Annotated in this window: 15 protein-coding genes; 4 read left to right on the plus strand and 11 right to left on the minus strand. The window is 57.6% G+C overall.

Going from position 1 to position 17,914, the window contains the following annotated elements; all coding sequences use genetic code 11:
* A partial coding sequence (locus tag COA55_RS14855) for a universal stress protein (RefSeq protein WP_290502768.1) occupies nt 1–338 on the minus strand: 338 nt, incomplete at its 3' end.
* Between the two features lie 44 nt (nt 339–382).
* A complete protein-coding gene (locus COA55_RS14860) occupies nt 383–1,864 on the minus strand; it encodes a SulP family inorganic anion transporter (RefSeq protein ID WP_290502769.1) in 1,482 nt (493 codons plus the stop codon).
* A 613-nt stretch (nt 1,865–2,477) separates the two neighbouring features.
* Here COA55_RS14860 and dusA point away from each other — a divergent pair.
* The 3 genes from dusA to COA55_RS14875 all read left to right on the plus strand — a co-directional run bounded on the left by dusA (nt 2,478) and on the right by COA55_RS14875 (nt 5,118).
* The gene (gene dusA / locus COA55_RS14865) at nt 2,478–3,491 is read left to right on the plus strand and encodes a tRNA dihydrouridine(20/20a) synthase DusA (RefSeq protein WP_290502770.1); all 1,014 of its coding nucleotides are present in this window, start codon (nt 2,478–2,480) and stop codon (nt 3,489–3,491) included.
* Nucleotides 3,492–3,709: 218 nt separating this feature from the next.
* Complete coding sequence (locus COA55_RS14870; protein WP_290502771.1) at nt 3,710–4,684, plus strand: transaldolase; 975 nt, start codon at nt 3,710–3,712, stop codon at nt 4,682–4,684.
* A complete protein-coding gene (locus tag COA55_RS14875) occupies nt 4,681–5,118 on the plus strand; it encodes a TerB family tellurite resistance protein (RefSeq protein ID WP_063519806.1) in 438 nt (145 codons plus the stop codon). The genes COA55_RS14870 and COA55_RS14875 overlap by 4 nt, the downstream gene beginning before the upstream one ends.
* Nucleotides 5,119–5,273: 155 nt before the next feature.
* Here the strand turns inward: COA55_RS14875 and COA55_RS14880 are convergent, their stop codons facing one another.
* From COA55_RS14880 to COA55_RS14920, 9 genes are all read right to left on the minus strand, one after another.
* The gene (locus tag COA55_RS14880; protein WP_290502772.1) at nt 5,274–6,077 is read right to left on the minus strand and encodes a VacJ family lipoprotein; all 804 of its coding nucleotides are present in this window, start codon (nt 6,075–6,077) and stop codon (nt 5,274–5,276) included.
* Between the two features lie 65 nt (nt 6,078–6,142).
* Nucleotides 6,143–6,811 (minus strand): DoxX family protein, encoded by a 669-nt coding sequence (locus COA55_RS14885; protein WP_290502773.1) that lies wholly within the window; start codon nt 6,809–6,811, stop codon nt 6,143–6,145.
* An 11-nt stretch (nt 6,812–6,822) separates the two neighbouring features.
* Nucleotides 6,823–7,593 carry a putative DNA-binding domain-containing protein gene (locus COA55_RS14890; protein ID WP_063519803.1) on the minus strand — a complete coding sequence of 257 codons (771 nt, stop codon included), beginning with the start codon at nt 7,591–7,593 and terminating at the stop codon, nt 6,823–6,825.
* Complete coding sequence (locus tag COA55_RS14895; RefSeq protein WP_290502774.1) at nt 7,590–8,489, minus strand: DUF692 domain-containing protein; 900 nt, start codon at nt 8,487–8,489, stop codon at nt 7,590–7,592. The genes COA55_RS14890 and COA55_RS14895 overlap by 4 nt, the downstream gene beginning before the upstream one ends.
* A gap of 12 nt (nt 8,490–8,501) precedes the next feature.
* Complete coding sequence (locus COA55_RS14900) at nt 8,502–8,798, minus strand: hypothetical protein (RefSeq protein ID WP_290502775.1); 297 nt, start codon at nt 8,796–8,798, stop codon at nt 8,502–8,504.
* A gap of 215 nt (nt 8,799–9,013) precedes the next feature.
* On the minus strand, nt 9,014–10,144 hold the full coding sequence (locus tag COA55_RS14905) for a beta-ketoacyl-ACP synthase III (RefSeq protein ID WP_290502776.1): 1,131 nt from the start codon (nt 10,142–10,144) through the stop codon (nt 9,014–9,016).
* Between the two features lie 190 nt (nt 10,145–10,334).
* Nucleotides 10,335–14,285, minus strand: coding sequence for an ATP-dependent RNA helicase HrpA (gene hrpA, locus COA55_RS14910; protein ID WP_290502777.1), 3,951 nt, complete (start codon nt 14,283–14,285; stop codon nt 10,335–10,337).
* 66 nt (nt 14,286–14,351) lie between these two features.
* Nucleotides 14,352–16,142 (minus strand): PDZ domain-containing protein, encoded by a 1,791-nt coding sequence (locus tag COA55_RS14915; RefSeq protein WP_290502778.1) that lies wholly within the window; start codon nt 16,140–16,142, stop codon nt 14,352–14,354.
* Nucleotides 16,143–16,242: 100 nt separating this feature from the next.
* Complete coding sequence (locus COA55_RS14920; RefSeq protein WP_063521281.1) at nt 16,243–16,851, minus strand: hypothetical protein; 609 nt, start codon at nt 16,849–16,851, stop codon at nt 16,243–16,245.
* Nucleotides 16,852–16,948: 97 nt separating this feature from the next.
* Between COA55_RS14920 and COA55_RS14925 the strand changes: the two genes are divergently transcribed.
* Entirely contained in the window at nt 16,949–17,869 is a 921-nt protein-coding gene (locus COA55_RS14925; RefSeq protein ID WP_290502779.1) for an alpha/beta hydrolase, read from the plus strand.
* Nucleotides 17,870–17,914 lie beyond the last annotated feature (45 nt).

Below are 17,914 nucleotides of genomic sequence, written 5' to 3' on the forward strand. Positions count from 1 at the left end.
GGTGAAGCAATCTCTGGAGATTCTTGCAGGACATGCTCTCCTGGAACGCTAATGCCAGCTTCGCTGGCACGCTGAGCTGCCGCTTCCAGCATCATCTTGCCTTGCTCCAGAGCCAGACGATTACGTTTGGCATCCAGATCCGCCAACTCTTCCATCAAATGCTCTCGGCCACCCAGCGCCAGATTACCGCTGAAATCAGCACTGACCGGGTAGCGCGAATGGTCCAGTACATGCAACAAGATCAGCGGCGCACTCAGGCGCTGTGACGCCCAGGCAGCGTAGTCACAAACAGCCGTTGCAGCTTTGGAGCCGTCGATACAGGCGATGACGTTAGTCATTGTTGTTCTCCTTTGACGCTTAATGCGGCAATTGCTTGCGACGCTTAGTGGCCGCCCATCATTTTTTCAACGGCAGCGGGCTTGTCATGCACACCGAACTTGTCCACCAGCGTAGCACTGGCTTCGTTGAGGCCGACGATATCCACTTCGGTGCCTTCGCGGCGGAACTTGATCACTACCTTGTCCAAGGCACCGATAGCAGTGATATCCCAGAAGTGGGCACGATGAACATCAATAGTGACTTTATCGATGGCTTCCTTGAAGTCAAACGAGGCGATGAACTGGTCGGAGGAGGTAAAGAATACCTGCCCCACCACATCGTAAACCCGGTGCCCGTCTTCAGCACTTTCGGTCGCTTTCACGTAGAAGATACGCCCCACCTTGTTGGCATAGAACAGCGCACTCAGCACGACACCGATACCCACACCAATGGCCAGATTGTGGGTCGCCACCGTGGCCGTAACGGTGGCCAGCATGACTACGGTACTGCTGGCCGGATGTTTTGCCATATCGGTAATGGACTCCCAACTAAAAGTACCGATGGACACCATGATCATCACAGCCACCAACGCACCCATGGGAATCTGGGACACCCATTTGCCCAGGAACACCACCAGCACCAACAGGAAACAGCCGGCAAACAGAGTCGACAACCGCTTGCGTCCACCGGATTTCACGTTGATCACCGACTGGCCAATCATGGCGCAACCGGCCATCCCGCCCAGGAAACCGGACGCGATATTGGCCACGCCCTGGCCTTTGCATTCCCGGTTCTTGTTACTGTCAGTGTCGGTCAGGTCATCAACGATGGTAGCCGTCATCATGGATTCCAGCAGGCCAACCACAGCCAACGCCAGGGAATACGGCAGGATGATCTTCAGGGTTTCCAGATTCAGCGGAATATCCGGCAGCAAAAAGATCGGCAGACTGTCAGGCAGCTCCCCCTTATCCCCCACAGTGGGCACATCAAGCCCCAAATACATCGCCACACCGGTAATCACCACGATGCAGACCAGCGGCGACGGCACCGCCGTGGTCAGCAAGGGCAGCAGATAGATAATCCCCAGACCTGCGGCCACCATGGCGTAAACATGCCAGGTCACGTTCACCAACTCCGGCAACTGCGCCATGAAAATAAGAATGGCCAACGCATTCACAAACCCGGTGACCACAGAACGCGACACAAATCGCATCAGGTTACCGAGTTTGAGGAACCCCGCGATGATCTGCAGTGCGCCAGTGAGCACCGTGGCTGCCAGCAGGTATTGCAAGCCGTGGTCGGCCACCAGCGTCACCATCACCAGCGCCATGGCGCCAGTGGCTGCAGAAATCATCCCCGGGCGCCCGCCGAAGAAGGCCGTCACCACGGCAATACAGAAAGAGGCATACAAACCCACTTTCGGGTCCACGCCGGCAATGATGGAGAAGGCAATCGCCTCCGGGATCAACGCAAGCGCCACAACGGCCCCTGCCAGCAAGTCGCCACGGACGTTACTGAACCAGTCCTGCTGAATCGTTCGAAGCATGGATTTCAATCCTGTGTTTGGAAATAACAAGCAAAGGCTGCGCAGCGGCAGCAATAAAATACGAAGAACGGCGCCAACAGGCACCGCACGGCAAAGCCATGTAGGGAGGGCGCCAGGGAACCTCTAAAAAACTCCTTACATGCTCAGTCTTTCAGGCTGGTTCACAATCTAGGCGCAATTTTGAAGGTGTCCCCTCAAGGGGGATCGAGATATGTCGATCCATCGAGAAATTGCAACAACGAGTGTGGGCCAGCCTGAAAGACCCAAAAGGGCGAGGCCTGAAGCGCCCATCTGCTGCGCCTTGCCTCTAGGAAAGGGAGCCACCCTGTCCGTTGAGACAAAACACAACAGCTGCACGCTTCAGGTCTCACTGAGCACGCAAGGAGTTTTTTAGATGTTCCCTAGGGCGGACTCAGCCGTGTTTGGGTCATTATGAACACCCGGAGTAGTGAGGAAAGGCGCGAATTCTAGCAGAACGCCCCCGGCAATTACAGGCAGCCCCGGCCGGCTCATCACATCAGCAGCACCTCACCACTACGCCCGATCGGCACAACATGCGATAATCGCCCCCTGTGTTACCGCCACCGCGGCCGTCGTGAAGGCCTCCAATCATATGCCCGATACCGTGTTAATGACCGACCCCACCGCCCACACCACAGCCCGCACACTGGACCGCCGCCTGAGCGTCGCCCCGATGATGGACTGGACCACAAGGGACTACCGGTTTCTGGCCCGCCTGATCACCCGCCATACGCTGCTGTACACCGAAATGGTGGTAGCCCAGGCCATTGTGCACGGCGATCGTGACCGTTTCTTGAGCTTCAACGACGAGGAACACCCGGTGGCCCTGCAACTGGGAGGCAGCGCCCCACAACAACTGGCCGAAGCGGCACGCATCGCCGGAGACTACGGCTATGACGAGATCAATCTGAATGTGGGCTGCCCATCCGACCGGGTTCAGCAGGGCAAAATCGGCGCGATTCTGATGGCCGAGCCGGATCTGGTGGCGCGCTGTGTCGAAGCCATGCAGGCGGCGGTCCGCGTACCGGTGACGGTGAAAACCCGTATCGGCATCGATGACCAGGATGACTATGATTTCCTGTACCGGTTTGTGGGCCGCATGGAAGCCGCTGGCTGCACCAGCCTGACCATCCATGCCCGCAAGGCGGTCCTTTCCGGCCTCTCACCCAAGGAAAATCGGGATATCCCGCCGCTGATCTATCAGCGCGCCTATGCCATCAAGCAGGCCTTTCCGCACATCGAAATCATCCTTAACGGCGGCGTTAAGACCCTGGATCAGGTGCACGAACACATGGGGGAAGTGGATGGCGTCATGATCGGTCGCGAGGCCTACCAGAACCCCTACTTTTTGGCCGAGGCAGACCGGGTGGTGTTTGGCGACGACCACGCCATTCCCAGCCGCAAGGCGGTTGCCGAGCAGTTCCTCCCCTATGTGGAACGCCGTTACGCCCTGGGCCACGCGCCCAAACACTCGCTGCGACATATCCTTAACCTGTTTCAGGGCCAACCCGGTGCCCGTCGTTTCCGCCGCCACCTCAGCGAAAACATGCACAAACCGGAGACGACACCACAAGTGCTCATGGACGCCTTGGCACAACTGCCTTAGGCTGTAAAAGTCTTTCACCACAGAGTTCACAGAGCCAACAAGCCGGATAGCACACTCTGTTTTTGTGGGAAGCTATGCTTGCATAGCGAATGCCGGCCGTGCCCGCCTCTTCACCATGCAAGCATGGTTTCCCACACCCCCGATTTACCGCTGTGTACTCTGCGACCTCTGTGGTGAAAAAATAATTCTGTCATGGCGGCCCAGTACCGTGCCCCGCCATGACACTGAAAGGAACGGATACCGTGAACAAACGCGAACAGCTCGCTCAATGGACATCGTTAGTTGCCGACACCGGTGACCTGGAAATGATCGCCCAACTGCAACCCGAGGACGCCACCACCAATCCCTCTCTGCTACTGGCCGCTGCCCGCGACGAGCGTTACCGGGACCTGTTACAGCAGGCCGCTGATCTGTGCCGCACCCTGGGCCACCAGGGCGAAATGGACTGGCTCACCGATACCTATGCCTGCCTGGCCGGCCAGGCCATCCTGGAACGCGTGCCCGGCCTGGTATCCAGCGAAGTCGATGCGCGCCTGTCTTTCGACACCCGCGCCACCGTGGAAAAAGGCCGTCGACTGATGGCGATCTACCGGGAACTGGACGTGGACCCGAGCCGCATTCTGATCAAGGTAGCGGCCAGCTGGGAAGGCATCCGTGCCGTGGAGATCCTTGAAGAAGAAGGCATTCGCTGTAATGTGACGCTGGTGTTCAACCGGACCCAGGCCCTGGCCGCCGCCGAAGCCGGCGCGACTTTGATCTCGCCGTTTGTGGGCCGCATTTTCGACTGGCACCGCAAAAATGGCATGCCCATCGAAACCCCGGAGCAGGACCCGGGCGTGCTATCCGTGCGCGAGATCTTCGCCACCTTCAAGGCCCGCGGTCTGGACACCATTGTAATGGGAGCCAGCTTTCGCAACGCCGGGCAAATCGAAGCGCTGGCCGGCTGCGACAAGCTCACCCTCAGCCCGGCGCTGCTTGAGGAACTGGCTGGCGATAACGGCGGTCTTACCCGGGTACTGGACCCTGAACTGGTGGCCCCGCAAGACGACTGGACACCGGTGAACGAAGCCGCATTCCGTTGGCAGCTCAACGATGATGCCATGGCCAGCGACTTGCTCGCCGATGGTATTCGCCGCTTTGCCAAGGATCAGCAGGCACTGGAAACCTTACTGATTGACGAGGGTGTTATTTGAACTGGCTGAATAGACTGTTTCGCCCTGAAAGCGAAGCACCACAATACTCTGAACACGATCTGCATCGTGCTGCTGCTGCCCTGCTGTTCGAGGTAGCCCGCACCGATGGCACGGTGGATCAGGCAGAAACCCAACGCCTGATCGCTGCCGTGGAGCAACACTGGCAGCTGGATGCCCAGGAAATGCAGGATATCGTAGCCGAGCTGGAAAGCCGGGTGGATCAGGCCACCGACCTGTTCGAGTTCACCCTGCCGCTACGCGAGCACTGGGGGCCGGAGCAGCGCGTCACGCTGATTGAGGAGATGTGGGCCATGGCGGCCGCCGACGGCAAGGCTGATGTGCACGAAGAACACCTGATTCGTCGAGTCAGCGACCTGCTCTACGTCTCCCACGGCGACTACATCCGCGCCAAACTAAAAGCAGTTGAAAATTGACAGTTGAGCGCTGACAGCTCGCGATCTGGATTTCGTCTTTACTTTAAAGCGATGAGGCCGTGCCCCTGCTATGGACGCGGCCTCATAAAATGGGGAAACAGAAAACCCTGCGCGCGTAGCTGTCAACTGTCCACTATCAACTGCCAACTCTCTCTTCACCAGCCATCGTCTTCGTACTCGTCATCGAGTTCCGAATCCCGCGCTTCAATCTCGGGAAAACGCAACGACGGCCGGTCACCGCTTTCAAAGCGACGGCGTTGCAGATAGGCATTACGCAGGAAGGTATAGCGGTCGCCAACGATATTGCGTTCCAGATCCAGCAAGTCAGCCCGCAAGTCGACCACATACACGGCGGTAAAACTGTGGCGGGTCAGGTCATGGGGGATATAGTGACGCAGGCGCATGTAGTCTTCCGGCAGGATAGCCGCAGCATCCCGCCCTGTGGATGGCCCAAAGAACGGCAGCATCATGAACGGGCCTTCCGGCACACCCCAGCGGGCAAACGTCAGGCCCAGGTCAGTATTGCGCTTCTCCAGATCCACCTTGCTGGCCACATCAAACAAGCCACCAATGCCCAGCGTGGTATTGACGGCAAACCGGCCCCAGTTCTGGCCCACATGCCCCCAGCGCCACTGCAGGACACTGTTCAGCCCGCTGCGAAAATCACGCAGGTTTTCATAAAAACGGGTGATGGTGTCGTTCATCCACTGTGGCGTGAACTTGTCGTACCCTTTGGCAACGGGCTTCAGGCCGTATTTGTCCAGCGCTTCGTTGAAAGCAAAAATCTTGCGATTGATATCTTCCCAGGGGTCTTCGTACTTGGGTTTGCCGTCCGGGGAATCAAATGCCGTGGACGCATCCCCCCAGTCCTCTTCCGCCTGAACGGCGAATGGCAGACATAACAGCAAGCTCAGCAATAGATAACGCACGGGCACCCCGGACAGTAATGGACGCCGCATTATAGCGACGCCCCGGCCCCTACGAACAGGGCCACCGGCAAACCGTTACCCAACCCGCACAGGTTTTACACATTCGATCTGCCTTGAGCCCAGCAACGACGGGCAATCCAGTAGTCCAGGCTAACGAAGCGCCCTGCCCCGGAGAAGAACAGCACCAACAGCATAATCAGGTAAGTAACGGCAAATTCGATGCCATTATTCAGCACCACGAAATTGCCTTTACCGGTAAGCCAGTCGTACTGGCCGTGCTCGCGCAGAATGGCCCGCGCCCGGCCCAGGCGCTCGCCCACTGCCTCACTGTTCTGCAAACTGTCCGCGGCCCCCGGAAACCCGACCTCGGCCAGCGGCGCGGCCATACTGGTTGCCGGGTTGCCCGGCGCGATGGCAAACCAGCCGTTTTCCCAGTGCACGGAGCCAATGGCGACCACCATGGTGAACATCAACGGGATGCTGATATAGCGGGTGAAAAGGCCCAGTAGCAGCAACACACCGCCAACCAGCTCAGTGGCCGCCGCCAGAAAGGCCAGTAAAGCAGGAAAAGGCAAGCCCAGCCCCCATTCTGTATTGCCAAACCAGGTCACCGTACTCTCAAAGCTCATGGCCTTGTTATATCCCGCACTGAACATGACCGGAGCCAGAAACAAACGAAGCGCCAGAGGCGCAAGGAAATCCGCAATACGGGTGTGATTCAACGCCGCATGACAGCGGTGAAAAAAAGACTGTAGCGTGGTCATCGTCAGGATCCTTACAGGCGACTCAGTGAGGTTCCAATAAGGATGTCCCGCTCACGCATTTGTTGCAGGATATCGCGAGAAAAAGTTTCCAGTGCTGCCACGTCCGCAAACTGCATTTCCTCGGCGAGACGCCCCACCACCGCTTTACCGCTATCCTTTGGGTGTTCGCCAATCAACTGCAACAACCTGGCCGTCGGCGCGTTGATTTCCATAAAGCGCACGCAGTCGTCCCGGTCACGGTACACCAGCAACCAGACGGGTTGCTCAAGGGCTTCCTGAGGCTGAAATTCGGTGCAGATTTTGTGGACAGGAAAGTGGTAGCTCAATATTTCATGCAGGGGGCTGAGCTCGGGAATCGCACGCAACAGATCCCCTTCCGGGTGAAAGCCGGTTTCCGGGAAAGTCTCTGTGGACGCATCCAGCACCAGTTCCATCCACTCGTAATGCGCCAGCTCCAGCATAAAAGGGGGATCGCCTGGCTCGCTGCCCTGGCCACTGGCCAGGAAGCTGACAAATTCCTGGGGTATTTCCAGAAAATAAGGCGTCTGGCTGGCGTGATGCTCAAAGAAAGTCCGGGCCAGTCGCTGCCAGCGATCACTATCCAGCAGACTGTGCAATACAGGAAAGCCCTGGCGAAGAAAGCCATTCACGTTATTGAAAAAAAGATTACGGTAGATATCCAGACGCCGCTCTTCAATACCTGCTGGTGCAGGATGGGTGTCCGGGTTGCGCAAATGCGCGGCAAATTCGCGCTGCAGGGCCTGAAAATCTGTGCCTTTCATGATTGCGCAGACTTATGTGTGTCCGGTGCCTTGAGCGCCCCCCCCGGATAAAGCTGCTGGTAGTCACTTATCTTTCGGAGTTCAGCAAACAGGGTTTCGTTATCCGGAATATTGAAGTCCCGTTCCAGCAATGTCGGCAGTGAACCAAACGTCTGATAGGCATGGTCCAGTAATGCCCACACCGGGTCGATCACATCGCTGCCGTGGGTATCCACTTTCAGATCTTCCGCTTCATCAAAATGGCCTGCGATGTGCAAATAGCAAATGCGATCACCGGGCAAGGCGGAAATAAAATCGTAGGGGTCATAGCCATGATTAATACCGTTCACATAGGCATTATTCACATCCAGCAGCAGTTCGCAGTCAGCTTCCTGCAATACCGCATTCACAAAGTCGATTTCCGACATCTGTGAATCGGGCGCCGCATTCCCCAACCGAGCATAGTAGCTAACGTGTTCAATACCGATGGGTTGTTCCAGAAAGTCCTGCACCTGACGAATACGATCCGCCACGTAATGCACCGCCTCTTCGGTGAAGGGAATCGGCATTAGGTCATACAGGTGACCGTGATCGCTACAGTAGCTCAGGTGTTCTGTGTACCGGCGAATGTTGTGTTCCTTGAGGAACGACTTCACCGATTTTAATAATTCGAAGTCCAGCGGTTCTGGCCCACCCAGTGACAGACTCAGTCCGTGGGTGACGAAGGGATAGCGCTCGGTAAAGGCACGAAATTCTTTACCCAGACGGCCCCCCATGGGGATCCAGTTCTCTGGCGCCACTTCCATAAAATTAAAAGGGATACTGTCAGGCGCGGAATCATGGGCCTGTGAAAGCGGGCCCATAAGGGCCCGCCGAAGACCCAGGCCCACTCCGGACACTGGTGTCTCAGTTTTCATGGTCAGGCGTCCTTATGCGTCACCGCCGCATTTGCCTTCACCACACTTGCCTTCGCCTTTTTTATCTTCACCACATTTACCTTCGGCGCCTTTCTCACCACAACTGCCTTCGCCTTTCTTGTCTTCGCCACATTTACCTTCACCACACTTGCCTTCAGCGTGATCTGAGGCCAACTGGTAGCCAGCACTCAGGTCAGCAGCAGCAAACGGATTTTCAGCAGCCTGGGCCACTGGTGCAGACAGCGCAGAAGCGACAACAGCAGCACCAACGGTAGCAGCCAGGGGGTTCAGTTTTGTCAGCTTAGCCATGTTAAGTCTCCATACTTACTTTATTTGAGGGTGTACATTATTGAATGTCATGTCCGAAGCCGTTTTACCGGCTCAGGCACCCGCGCAAATCAAGAGCACCTGACACAGACAATATAGAGATGCACGCGTGAGGTAAACGTTACGGCTACAGGCTAAAAAAAACAAAAAAGGCCGCAGAATACGGCCTTGTGAAGAGCAGGTGAACGCAGCAGTGATTATTTGATGCGGTTCACAATAACGCTGCCGATGGAATAACCGGCACCGAAAGAACAAATAACGCCCTTGGTATCCACCGGTAGATCTTCATTGTATTTGTGAAACGCAATCATGGAGCCCGCTGAACTGGTGTTGGCGTATGCATCCAGAATCACCGGGGCTTCCTCACGGGTGGCGGGACGGCCCAGTACCCGTTTGGAAATCAGTTCGTTCATGCTCAGGTTGGCCTGATGCAGCCACATGCGGCTGACAGACTCCACCGGCACCTGGGTATCGGCCAGGTGCGAGCTGATCTGCTCGGCAACCATGGGACAAACTTCCTTGAAAACCTTGCGCCCTTCCTGACGAAAAAGCTTGTCACGGGCACCCACGCCTCGCTCATCAGCCCGGTTCAGGAAGCCAAAGTTGTTACGGATGTTGTTGGAAAACTTGGTTTGCAGGCGAGTGCCCAGAATTTCCCATTGATTGCCAGACGTCGCATCTTCCTTGCGCTCCAGAATCACGGCCGTGGCCACATCACCGAAAATGAAGTGGCAATCACGGTCTTCCCAGGCCAGGTGTGCCGAGCAGATTTCCGGGTTCACCATCAGCACCCGGCGGGCACTGCCATTGCGAATCGCATCCACGCCGGCCTGGATACCGAAAGTGGCACTGGAACAGGCCACGTTCATGTCGTAACCCCAGCCGTGGTCCATACCCAGGGCCGCTTGCACTTCCACGGCCATGGCCGGGTAGGCACGCTGCATATTGGAGCAGGCAACCAGTACGGCATCCAGGTCATTGGCTGTCAGGCCGGCATGATCCAGTGCCTGTTTGGCCGCCTTTACGGCGATTTCCGCCTGGATCGACACCTCATCATCGGTGCGTTCATCAATGCGGGGAGCCAGGCGGTCAGGATCCAGAATTCCTGTTTTATCAATCACATAACGCTGCTTGATACCTGACGCTTTTTCGATAAAAGCACTGTTGGACGGCCCCAGGGCTTCCATCTCACCGGCCTCGATGGCTTGTGCGTTGCGGGCGTTATAACGTTCCACGTATTCATTGAATGATTCCACCAGTTCATCGTTGGTGATGGTCTGGCCCGGGGTCCACAGGCCGGTCCCACTGATTACAACCGAATAGCTCACAAGCGAGTCCTCGCACTAATGCAGGGCCAGCCGCCCTGCTACAGCAAATTAGATAATGGGTCGATTATCCGGATTCAGCGGGCCCGGCGCAAAGGCACCAGGGCCCATTTTGTTGGTTATTACGGTCGTTCAGAGGCCTGTTTACGTCTTGTGCTGTGGCCGGAGCGCCGTAAGCAAGCCTATTCGCCCTTCAGCATTGCTCCCACTGTTTATTCAGTCGTTTCGCTGACACAGGCACTTTGGTGCCCAGCTGCTGGGCAAACAGGCTCACCCGGTAGTCCTGCAGCATCCAGAAAAACTGTTGCAGGGGCTCGGGTTGCTTCCATAACGGGGCACCGGCAGCCCGGGTTTCATGCTGTTTGCTGTACGCCTCCAGCTCCGCACTGAGAGTGCGATCCTTGCCGATCTGCCCGCCCAGCTTATCCAGGCGGTGGTCGATGGCCCCCAATAGCCGCGGGTATTCCTGTAACCAGGCCCAGGGCACCTGTAACAGCACGTCATCGGGAAATAATTGCCCAAGCTGTTGCTTCAGGTCTCGGTGGGCATGGGCCCAGGCCAGCGGGAAGTTCTTTTCCAGCGCACCCATCAACTGCCGGTAGTGCGCGAACAGCGTCCCCAGCGTGGCCAATTGCTGCTGTGCCCAGGGCACAAAATCGCCACGGTGGGCATTGAGTCGGTCCCGAAACGACGCCTCGTTACGCACCGGCTCATCCAGCTGGAAATGCTCGGCCAATAACCGCAGCAAGCCGTGATCAAGCGCATTACGGGCCATGGCGCCTTTCTCGGTTTTCAGTTTCTGGAAACCCGCCATTTGCGAGGCCTGCTTGCGCAGATCCCGTAGCTGCATCGACAGTTTGAAGCTCAACAAGCGGGCCGTGCCCCATCGGTGTGCCCAGGCGGCCTCGACGTCATCGTCCCGATACTGCAGCTCTACCTCGCTGCCAACATCCACCAGGGCCGGGAAACGGCGCACGGTCATGCCTCCCAAATCCTGATCCTCGGTTTCCGGCAGCTCACCAAACAGCCACTCCTGACCACGCAATGCCGGCGCGGCTTCGGGAGGTTTGGGCAAGTCCCGGGTGACGCCAGCGAGCCGGTCTTTTACATCATCCAGGCTGCGGCCCTGGGCGTGGACCTTGCGTTTGCCGTCAACACGGTCCACCACCTGAATAAACATGCGCAGATGGTCCGGCAAGGTGGCCGCCTGCCACTCCTCCAGCTCGATACGAAGGCCGGTCATGCGCTGCAGTTCCCGGGTCATGGCCGGCAGCAACGGCTCATCCGGCGTCAGGGTTTCCATCAGAGCGCTGACATAATCCGGCACCGGCACAAAATGGCGGCGGCGGGCCTTGGGCAAGGCCCGAATCAACGCTTCCAGCTTTTCGCGCAGCAACCCGGGCACCAGCCAGTCCAGTCGCGCCTCCGACACCTGATTCAGCACGGCCAGCGGCACGATCAGGGTGACCCCGTCACGCTCCCCGGTAGGATCGAAGCTGTATTCCAGCGGCAGGCGAAGGCCATCAAGTTTAAGCTGATCGGGAAACTGGTCATTGCCCAGATTCGGGCTTCGCGAAAGCAAAAAACTCTCATCCATGAGCAACGCATTTTTTTGTTCCTCACTGGCGTGTTTGCTGTACCAGTTCATCAGCCCGGCGACAGTGTGAAGGTCACCGGGCAGGCGTGCGTCGTAGAAAGCCACCCGCGCTTCTTCATCCACCAAAATGTCCCGACGGCGCAGTTTGTGCTCCATCTCTTCCAGTGCTTCAAAGCGCTTGCGATTGGTTTTCACAAACGGCGGCTCCCGGGTCAGCTGCCCCATGACCAGGCCTTCACGGATCATCAACTCACGGGCTTCTTGCGGGTGAATGGGTCCATAGTTAACCGGCCTGCCGCTGGCCAGAATCAGGCCGAACAGATTGACCTGTTCCTTTGCCATGGCGCAGCCGCGCTTTTTCGACCAATGCGGCTCGAAATATTGTCGCTTGAGCAGGTGCCCTGCCGCCTGTTCGATCCACAACGGATCGGTTTTTGCCACGGTCCGGGCGAACAACCGGCTGGTCTCCACCTGCTCTGCCGCCATCAACCAGCGCGCCTTGGTCTTTGACAGTGACGACCCCGGCCATACCAGGGGCTTGCGGTTTCGCGTCGACAACCATTCGCCCTCTTCCGTGCGTTGCATGACATTAGCCAACAACCCGGTAAGCAACGCCTGATGCAGCGGCGCGTAGAGCGGGGACGGAGGAGCGTTATCGCCGTTTTTGCTCTTTGCCTTATCAGGTTCTCTTAACGGCAATCCGGATTCCACTGGCGCGTTCAGCTCCCAACCCTGCTCTTTACTCAGCAATAATAGTTGACGATGAGTGTCGCGCCATTCGCGCATTCGCGTGGGAGACAGGAAGGTTTTCTTGAGCAGCTTCTCATACTGGTTGCGGCTCAGGGCTTCGCGTTGGGAATCCGCCCACTGCCACAGCTTCACAAAAAACAGGAAATCCGATTCCTTGTCGGTGAAAGGCTGGTGGGCCTGATCCGCTTGTTGCTGCTTATCGTGGGGGCGTTCCCGAGGATCCTGGGCGGCCAGTGCGGACACCACGATCAAGGCCTCGCGCAACACTTTCTTTTCCGCCGCCGCGACCAGCATTCGGCCCAGAGTGGGGTCCAGCGGGAAACGTGCCAGCTGCCGCCCCAGTGCGGTCAGCGTCTGTTTTTCTGTCAACGCGCCCAGCTCATCCAGCAACCGGTAACCATCGCGGATCAGCCGGCCATCCGGCGGTTCGATAAAGGGGAAATCTTCGACCTTGCCCAGGCGCAGGTCTGCCATCTGCAGAATCACTGCCCCCAGATTGGTGCGCTGGATTTCCGGGTCGGTGAACGCCGGCCGATTGAGAAAATCGTCTTCGTCAAACAGGCGGAAACAGATACCCGGCATTACGCGGCCGCTACGCCCGGCCCGCTGATTGGCACTGGCCTGGCTCACCGGCTCCACCGGCAGGCGCTGTACCTTGGAATGCACGCTATAACGGCTGATACGCGCGGTGCCGGCATCAATCACATAGCGAATGCCGGGCACCGTGAGTGAGGTCTCTGCCACGTTGGTACTGAGTACCACGCGGCGCCCCCGGTGGGCAGAAAAAATACGATGCTGCTCGGCCTGGCTGAGACGCGCATACAGCGGCAGAATTTCTGTGTCGCGCAGGCTGGAACCCTGTGTCGCACAGCGTTTCAGGTGGTGGTGCACATCACGAATATCCCGTTCACCGGCCAGAAACACCAGCACATCGCGCGCCATCGGCAGGCCATCGCGACGCTCATCACGCTGAATTTCCAACAGGATATCTTCCACCTGCCGGGACAACTCCTGCCCGTCTGCGGGTGGCCGGTAACGCATCTCCACCGGAAAAGTACGCCCGGACACTTCCAGCACCGGGGCGCCACCGAAATGTTCGGCAAACCGTTGGTGATCGATGGTGGCCGAGGTGATGATCACTTTCAGATCTGGCCGGCGTGGTAACAGCTGTTTGAGATAGCCAAGCAGAAAATCGATGTTCAGGCTGCGCTCGTGGGCCTCATCAATAATCAGGGTATCGTATTGATTAAGAAAACGGTCCTGCTGAATTTCGTTAAGCAGCATGCCATCGGTGAGCACCTTGATCAGCGAATGTTCACTGACCTGCTCGGAGAACCGCACCTTGAACCCCACGGCGCTTCCCAGTGGGCTATGCAGCTCTTCCGCTACCCGGGTTGCCACCGCTCTGGCCGCCAGGCGCCGTGGCTGGGTGTGGCCGATGGTGCCTTCAATGCCCCGTCCCAGCTCCAGGCAGATTTTGGGTAACTGGGTGGTTTTACCGGAGCCGGTTTCCCCCGCAATGACCACCACCTGGTGGTCGCTGATCGCCTGCATGATATCCTCCCGGCTGGCCACAACCGGGAGATCCGGCCACTCCAGTGCCGGTACGGATGCAAGACGCTTATCCCGGCTGGCCATGGAGGCGGCCATGGCCTCGGCGACTTTATCTACAGCTTTAGGGTTACGTTTCCCGGCCGGCGTTCGTGCCAGGCCATCAACCCGTTTCTTCAGACGAAAACGGTCAGCCCGACGTACTTTGTCGAGCTGCTGGTATAGCGGTTTCAGGGTATCGGTCATTTAATTGCCATTGGGCAGGAGTGCTTTTCAAGTCACTCCTGCGGATAACAAACGAATTTCGTGCCGCTATTTTGCGTGCAGCCACGCACGGCCTTTTTCTGTCAGCCCACCTTTGGCGATAGTCAGGAATGCAGTGCTGGCTTCGGTGGCTTCCACCTTGACCTTGAACCGCATCAACTCATCACGCCGGAAAGCATGAATCTCCATGACCTCGCCGGGCAGGAAACCCGACAGCAGATTATCAATATTGCCGGTGGTGGCCTGCAGGCCATCCACGGCGATAATCACATCACCAGCGGATAGCCCCGCCGCCATGGCGGCCCCTTGCTCAAACGCCACCGCGATTTTCGCCCCCATGGTATCCGGCACCAACCTGGCGCCCAGATGGGGAATGCCATCCTTGCCGGCTTTGCCGCCGTTATCCCCGTGGCCGGCAGCACTACGCCAGTGCAATTCCACCCCACGTTCTGCCAACAATTCAGCCAGCGGCAAATCCTCTGTGCTGTACAGGGCCTGGTTGAAAAAATCGCTCATATCGCAACCGGCGATTTCTTCTGCCAGCGGCTGAATACCCTGCTCCGGCACGCCCTCACCGGTCTGCCCGTAGCGCTGCCACAGCACTCGCATCAGGTCATCCAGAGTCTTTGCCTCACCGGTCAGGTTACGCAGTGTCAAATCCAGCACCAGCGCCACCAGTGAGCCCTTGGTGTAGTAGCTGACAATGGCATTAGGCGCATTTTCATCCTGTTTGTAGAAGCGGGTCCAGGCATCAAAGCTGGATTCCGTCACCGTTTGTTTATGGCGACCCTGCCCCCGGTACACCCGGGTGAGCGTTTGCCCAAGCAGCTCCAGGTAACTCTGCGGCGCAATCAGCCCTGTGCGGGTGAGGGAGAGATCGTCGTAATAACTGGTGATCCCTTCAAACGCCCACAGCAATTCGGTATGCACTTCCTGTGACAGATCAAAAGGGGTGAACGCAGCGGGCTTGATGCGCTTCACGTTCCAGGTATGAAAATACTCATGGCTGCACAGCCCCAGATAGGAACGATAGCCGTCGTGAACCTTGCCAGGCTCATCGCTGCGCCGAGGCAAATCATCGCGGGGGCACATCAGGCTGGTGGAATTACGGTGCTCCAGTCCGCCATAACCATTGCCGGTGACCAGCGTCATGAAAACATAGCGATCCATGGGCGCCGGCTCGCCAAACATGCGGATATGGTGTTCACAAATCGGTTTCAGGTCCCGACAGAGTCGCGCCATATCGGCTTTATGACGCCCAGCCAACACCACCCAGTGCGGCACACCACAGGCTTCGAACTGGGCATACTCAAACGGCCCCATTTCCACCGGGTGGTCGATCAGATCATCGTAGTTGTCCGCCAGGAACATACCGAAACCCAACTCCGAGCCGGACTCACGTGCCAGGCCGGTCGCCACTTGCCAGCCGTTATAGGCATGCCCTTGCGGGGGCTCTATGGCAACGTGACAGGGTTGATCTTCATGGCCCATGGCGGCCAGGAACACGCAGCTGCCGTTAAAATAACCGTGGGTGGTGTCCAGGTGCGCGCCACGCACGGACAAATCCCAGGCATAAACGTGATAGTGCAGTTGTACCGGGCCATCACAGGGGGGCACCTGCCAGGTTTGCTTGTCCCGTTTGGCCACAGGCAAGGTTTCACCATGGCTACTGGCTTCCACATGCACAATATGGCGCGCGAAATCGCGAATCATATAACTGCCAGGAATCCAGGCGGGCAAGCTGAACGCCTGCCCCTCCGGGGTCGGGTCCGCCACCGTCAGGGTTACTTCAAACAGGTGCGCCTCGGGGCGCAGCGGGCGAATCCGGTATTCGATCATGGTGACTCCTGAAAGGTGTGTCGCGTTCATTCAATCGGGATTTAGCATCACAAACAAAACCGGGAGCCCAAGGCTCCCGGTAAACGGCGCAGGCCAGAGATTAAATCATGTCATCCTTGGCCATACGGTCCACAACAGCATCGGCCACACCGCTGGTCCCTGCCTGCAGGTCACTGGGGTTTACCGTGGTGGATTTGGCTCTCCATAGTAGCCCTTCCGGCTGAAGCCGGTACAGATTGGACTCCAGGAAGTACTTCTTGTCATTGCTGAAATAACCAGGCTCGTAGGTAGCATTTTGGCGCACGTAATAGGTCTGGCCCATGGCACCGGACACCGCGATATCCGGGGCAAAATTGGTGCCACCCTGGGTGTAGTGCATTTCTTCCTTGATATCGATAACACTGATTACCAGTGCCGCTTCGTAACCTTTCGAGGCGATATCGGCAGCCATTTGTTTGCGGGTTTTCCCTTCACTGTACTGGTCACCCAATACCGGGGCGGATGCTGTTGCTTCCACGCCCTGCGCTTTCAAAGCCGCCACAACATTGGATTCCAGCGAATCGCGGGCCTGGGTGTCATTGACCACCGCCACCACTAGCACTTTGTTGACATGCTCACCGGCCTGGTGATCCTTGGCGCGGGCGGAACTGCTGACCATGGTGTTATGGGCCGTACAGGCAGTCGCCAGCAGGGCTACCACGAAAACCATCAGGAGACCTTTTATTCTTGCTATCATCTCTCTTCCTCGTTGAGTTTCTTGACCTTGCCTCGGCAATGACGCACGTTTTGCGCAGCCGGAGACTATTATGACCGAACAGATGATCCATCACACCACGGATGATAACCATGTTGTCGCCATCCACCACTGGCCCTGCGAATCAGCCACAGCCAGGGGCACGCTAATCTGGCTGCACGGCATGTCCGAACATGGCTCACGTTACCAGAATCTGGCCCGTACCTTGAATGCAGCCGGTTGGCACCTGTATTGCCCGGACCATCGCGGTCATGGTGACAGTATTAACGAGGACAGCCCCGCTGGCCACATAGGTGACCAGCACGGCTGGCAACATCTGGTCAATGACACCGCCAGCGTCATTCATCTGGCCAAAGAGCAACACCCGCAGTTACCGGTCGTTCTGGGCGGCCACAGCATGGGCTCTTTTATTGCGCTGGGCACAGCAGAGCAGCACGGTGATGCCCTCTCCGGCCTGGTAATGTGCGCCAGCGATTATCATCCCGGTGCCTACTACCGGTTAATGTCCCTGCCCATCCTGTTCGAGCGCATGCGCCGGGGCAAACGCAACCCCAGCCCGCTGATACACAAGCTCACCTTTGGCACCTGGGCAACCCAGGTACCGGACCCGACCACCGATTTCGACTGGCTGAGCAGCAATGCCGAAGAAGTGAAACGTTATATCGATGATCCACTGTGCGGGTTCGATTGCAGTACGGAAACCTGGGTGCAACTGGTAACCGCCATGCATCGCATACAGAGCATTTCAGGGCTGTCCGAACTGCCGGAAAATCTGCCCGTACTACTGCTGGGCGGTGAACAAGACCCCATGAGCGACAACGGCAAGGGCATGATGGCCCTGGAGAAAGTGTTGCATGCCATGGAGCAACCGCTGACCACGCACTTCTGGCCTGAAGGCCGGCATGAAATCCTCAACGACCACTGCCGTGACGAAGTGCACCAGGCGATCACCGAGTGGCTGGGAAGTCTCTGAAAAACCGGGTCACGTGCGACATAAAAAAACCGGGCAAAAAGCCCG

This window comes from Alcanivorax sp., assembly GCF_002733835.1.
Lineage (GTDB): Bacteria > Pseudomonadota > Gammaproteobacteria > Pseudomonadales > Alcanivoracaceae > Alcanivorax.

Coding starts and splice junctions, on each gene's coding strand:
- COA55_RS14860 (WP_290502769.1), bottom strand. CDS start 1,864: ATGCTTCGAACGATTCAGCAGGACTGGTTCAGTAACGTCCGTGGCGAC.
- dusA (WP_290502770.1), top strand. CDS start 2,478: ATGCCCGATACCGTGTTAATGACCGACCCCACCGCCCACACCACAGCC.
- COA55_RS14870 (WP_290502771.1), top strand. CDS start 3,710: ATGACACTGAAAGGAACGGATACCGTGAACAAACGCGAACAGCTCGCT.
- COA55_RS14880 (WP_290502772.1), bottom strand. CDS start 6,077: ATGCGGCGTCCATTACTGTCCGGGGTGCCCGTGCGTTATCTATTGCTG.
- COA55_RS14885 (WP_290502773.1), bottom strand. CDS start 6,811: ATGACCACGCTACAGTCTTTTTTTCACCGCTGTCATGCGGCGTTGAAT.
- COA55_RS14890 (WP_063519803.1), bottom strand. CDS start 7,593: ATGAAAGGCACAGATTTTCAGGCCCTGCAGCGCGAATTTGCCGCGCAT.
- COA55_RS14895 (WP_290502774.1), bottom strand. CDS start 8,489: ATGAAAACTGAGACACCAGTGTCCGGAGTGGGCCTGGGTCTTCGGCGG.
- COA55_RS14900 (WP_290502775.1), bottom strand. CDS start 8,798: ATGGCTAAGCTGACAAAACTGAACCCCCTGGCTGCTACCGTTGGTGCT.
- hrpA (WP_290502777.1), bottom strand. CDS start 14,285: ATGACCGATACCCTGAAACCGCTATACCAGCAGCTCGACAAAGTACGT.
- COA55_RS14915 (WP_290502778.1), bottom strand. CDS start 16,142: ATGATCGAATACCGGATTCGCCCGCTGCGCCCCGAGGCGCACCTGTTT.
- COA55_RS14920 (WP_063521281.1), bottom strand. CDS start 16,851: ATGGTTTTCGTGGTAGCCCTGCTGGCGACTGCCTGTACGGCCCATAAC.
- COA55_RS14925 (WP_290502779.1), top strand. CDS start 16,949: ATGACCGAACAGATGATCCATCACACCACGGATGATAACCATGTTGTC.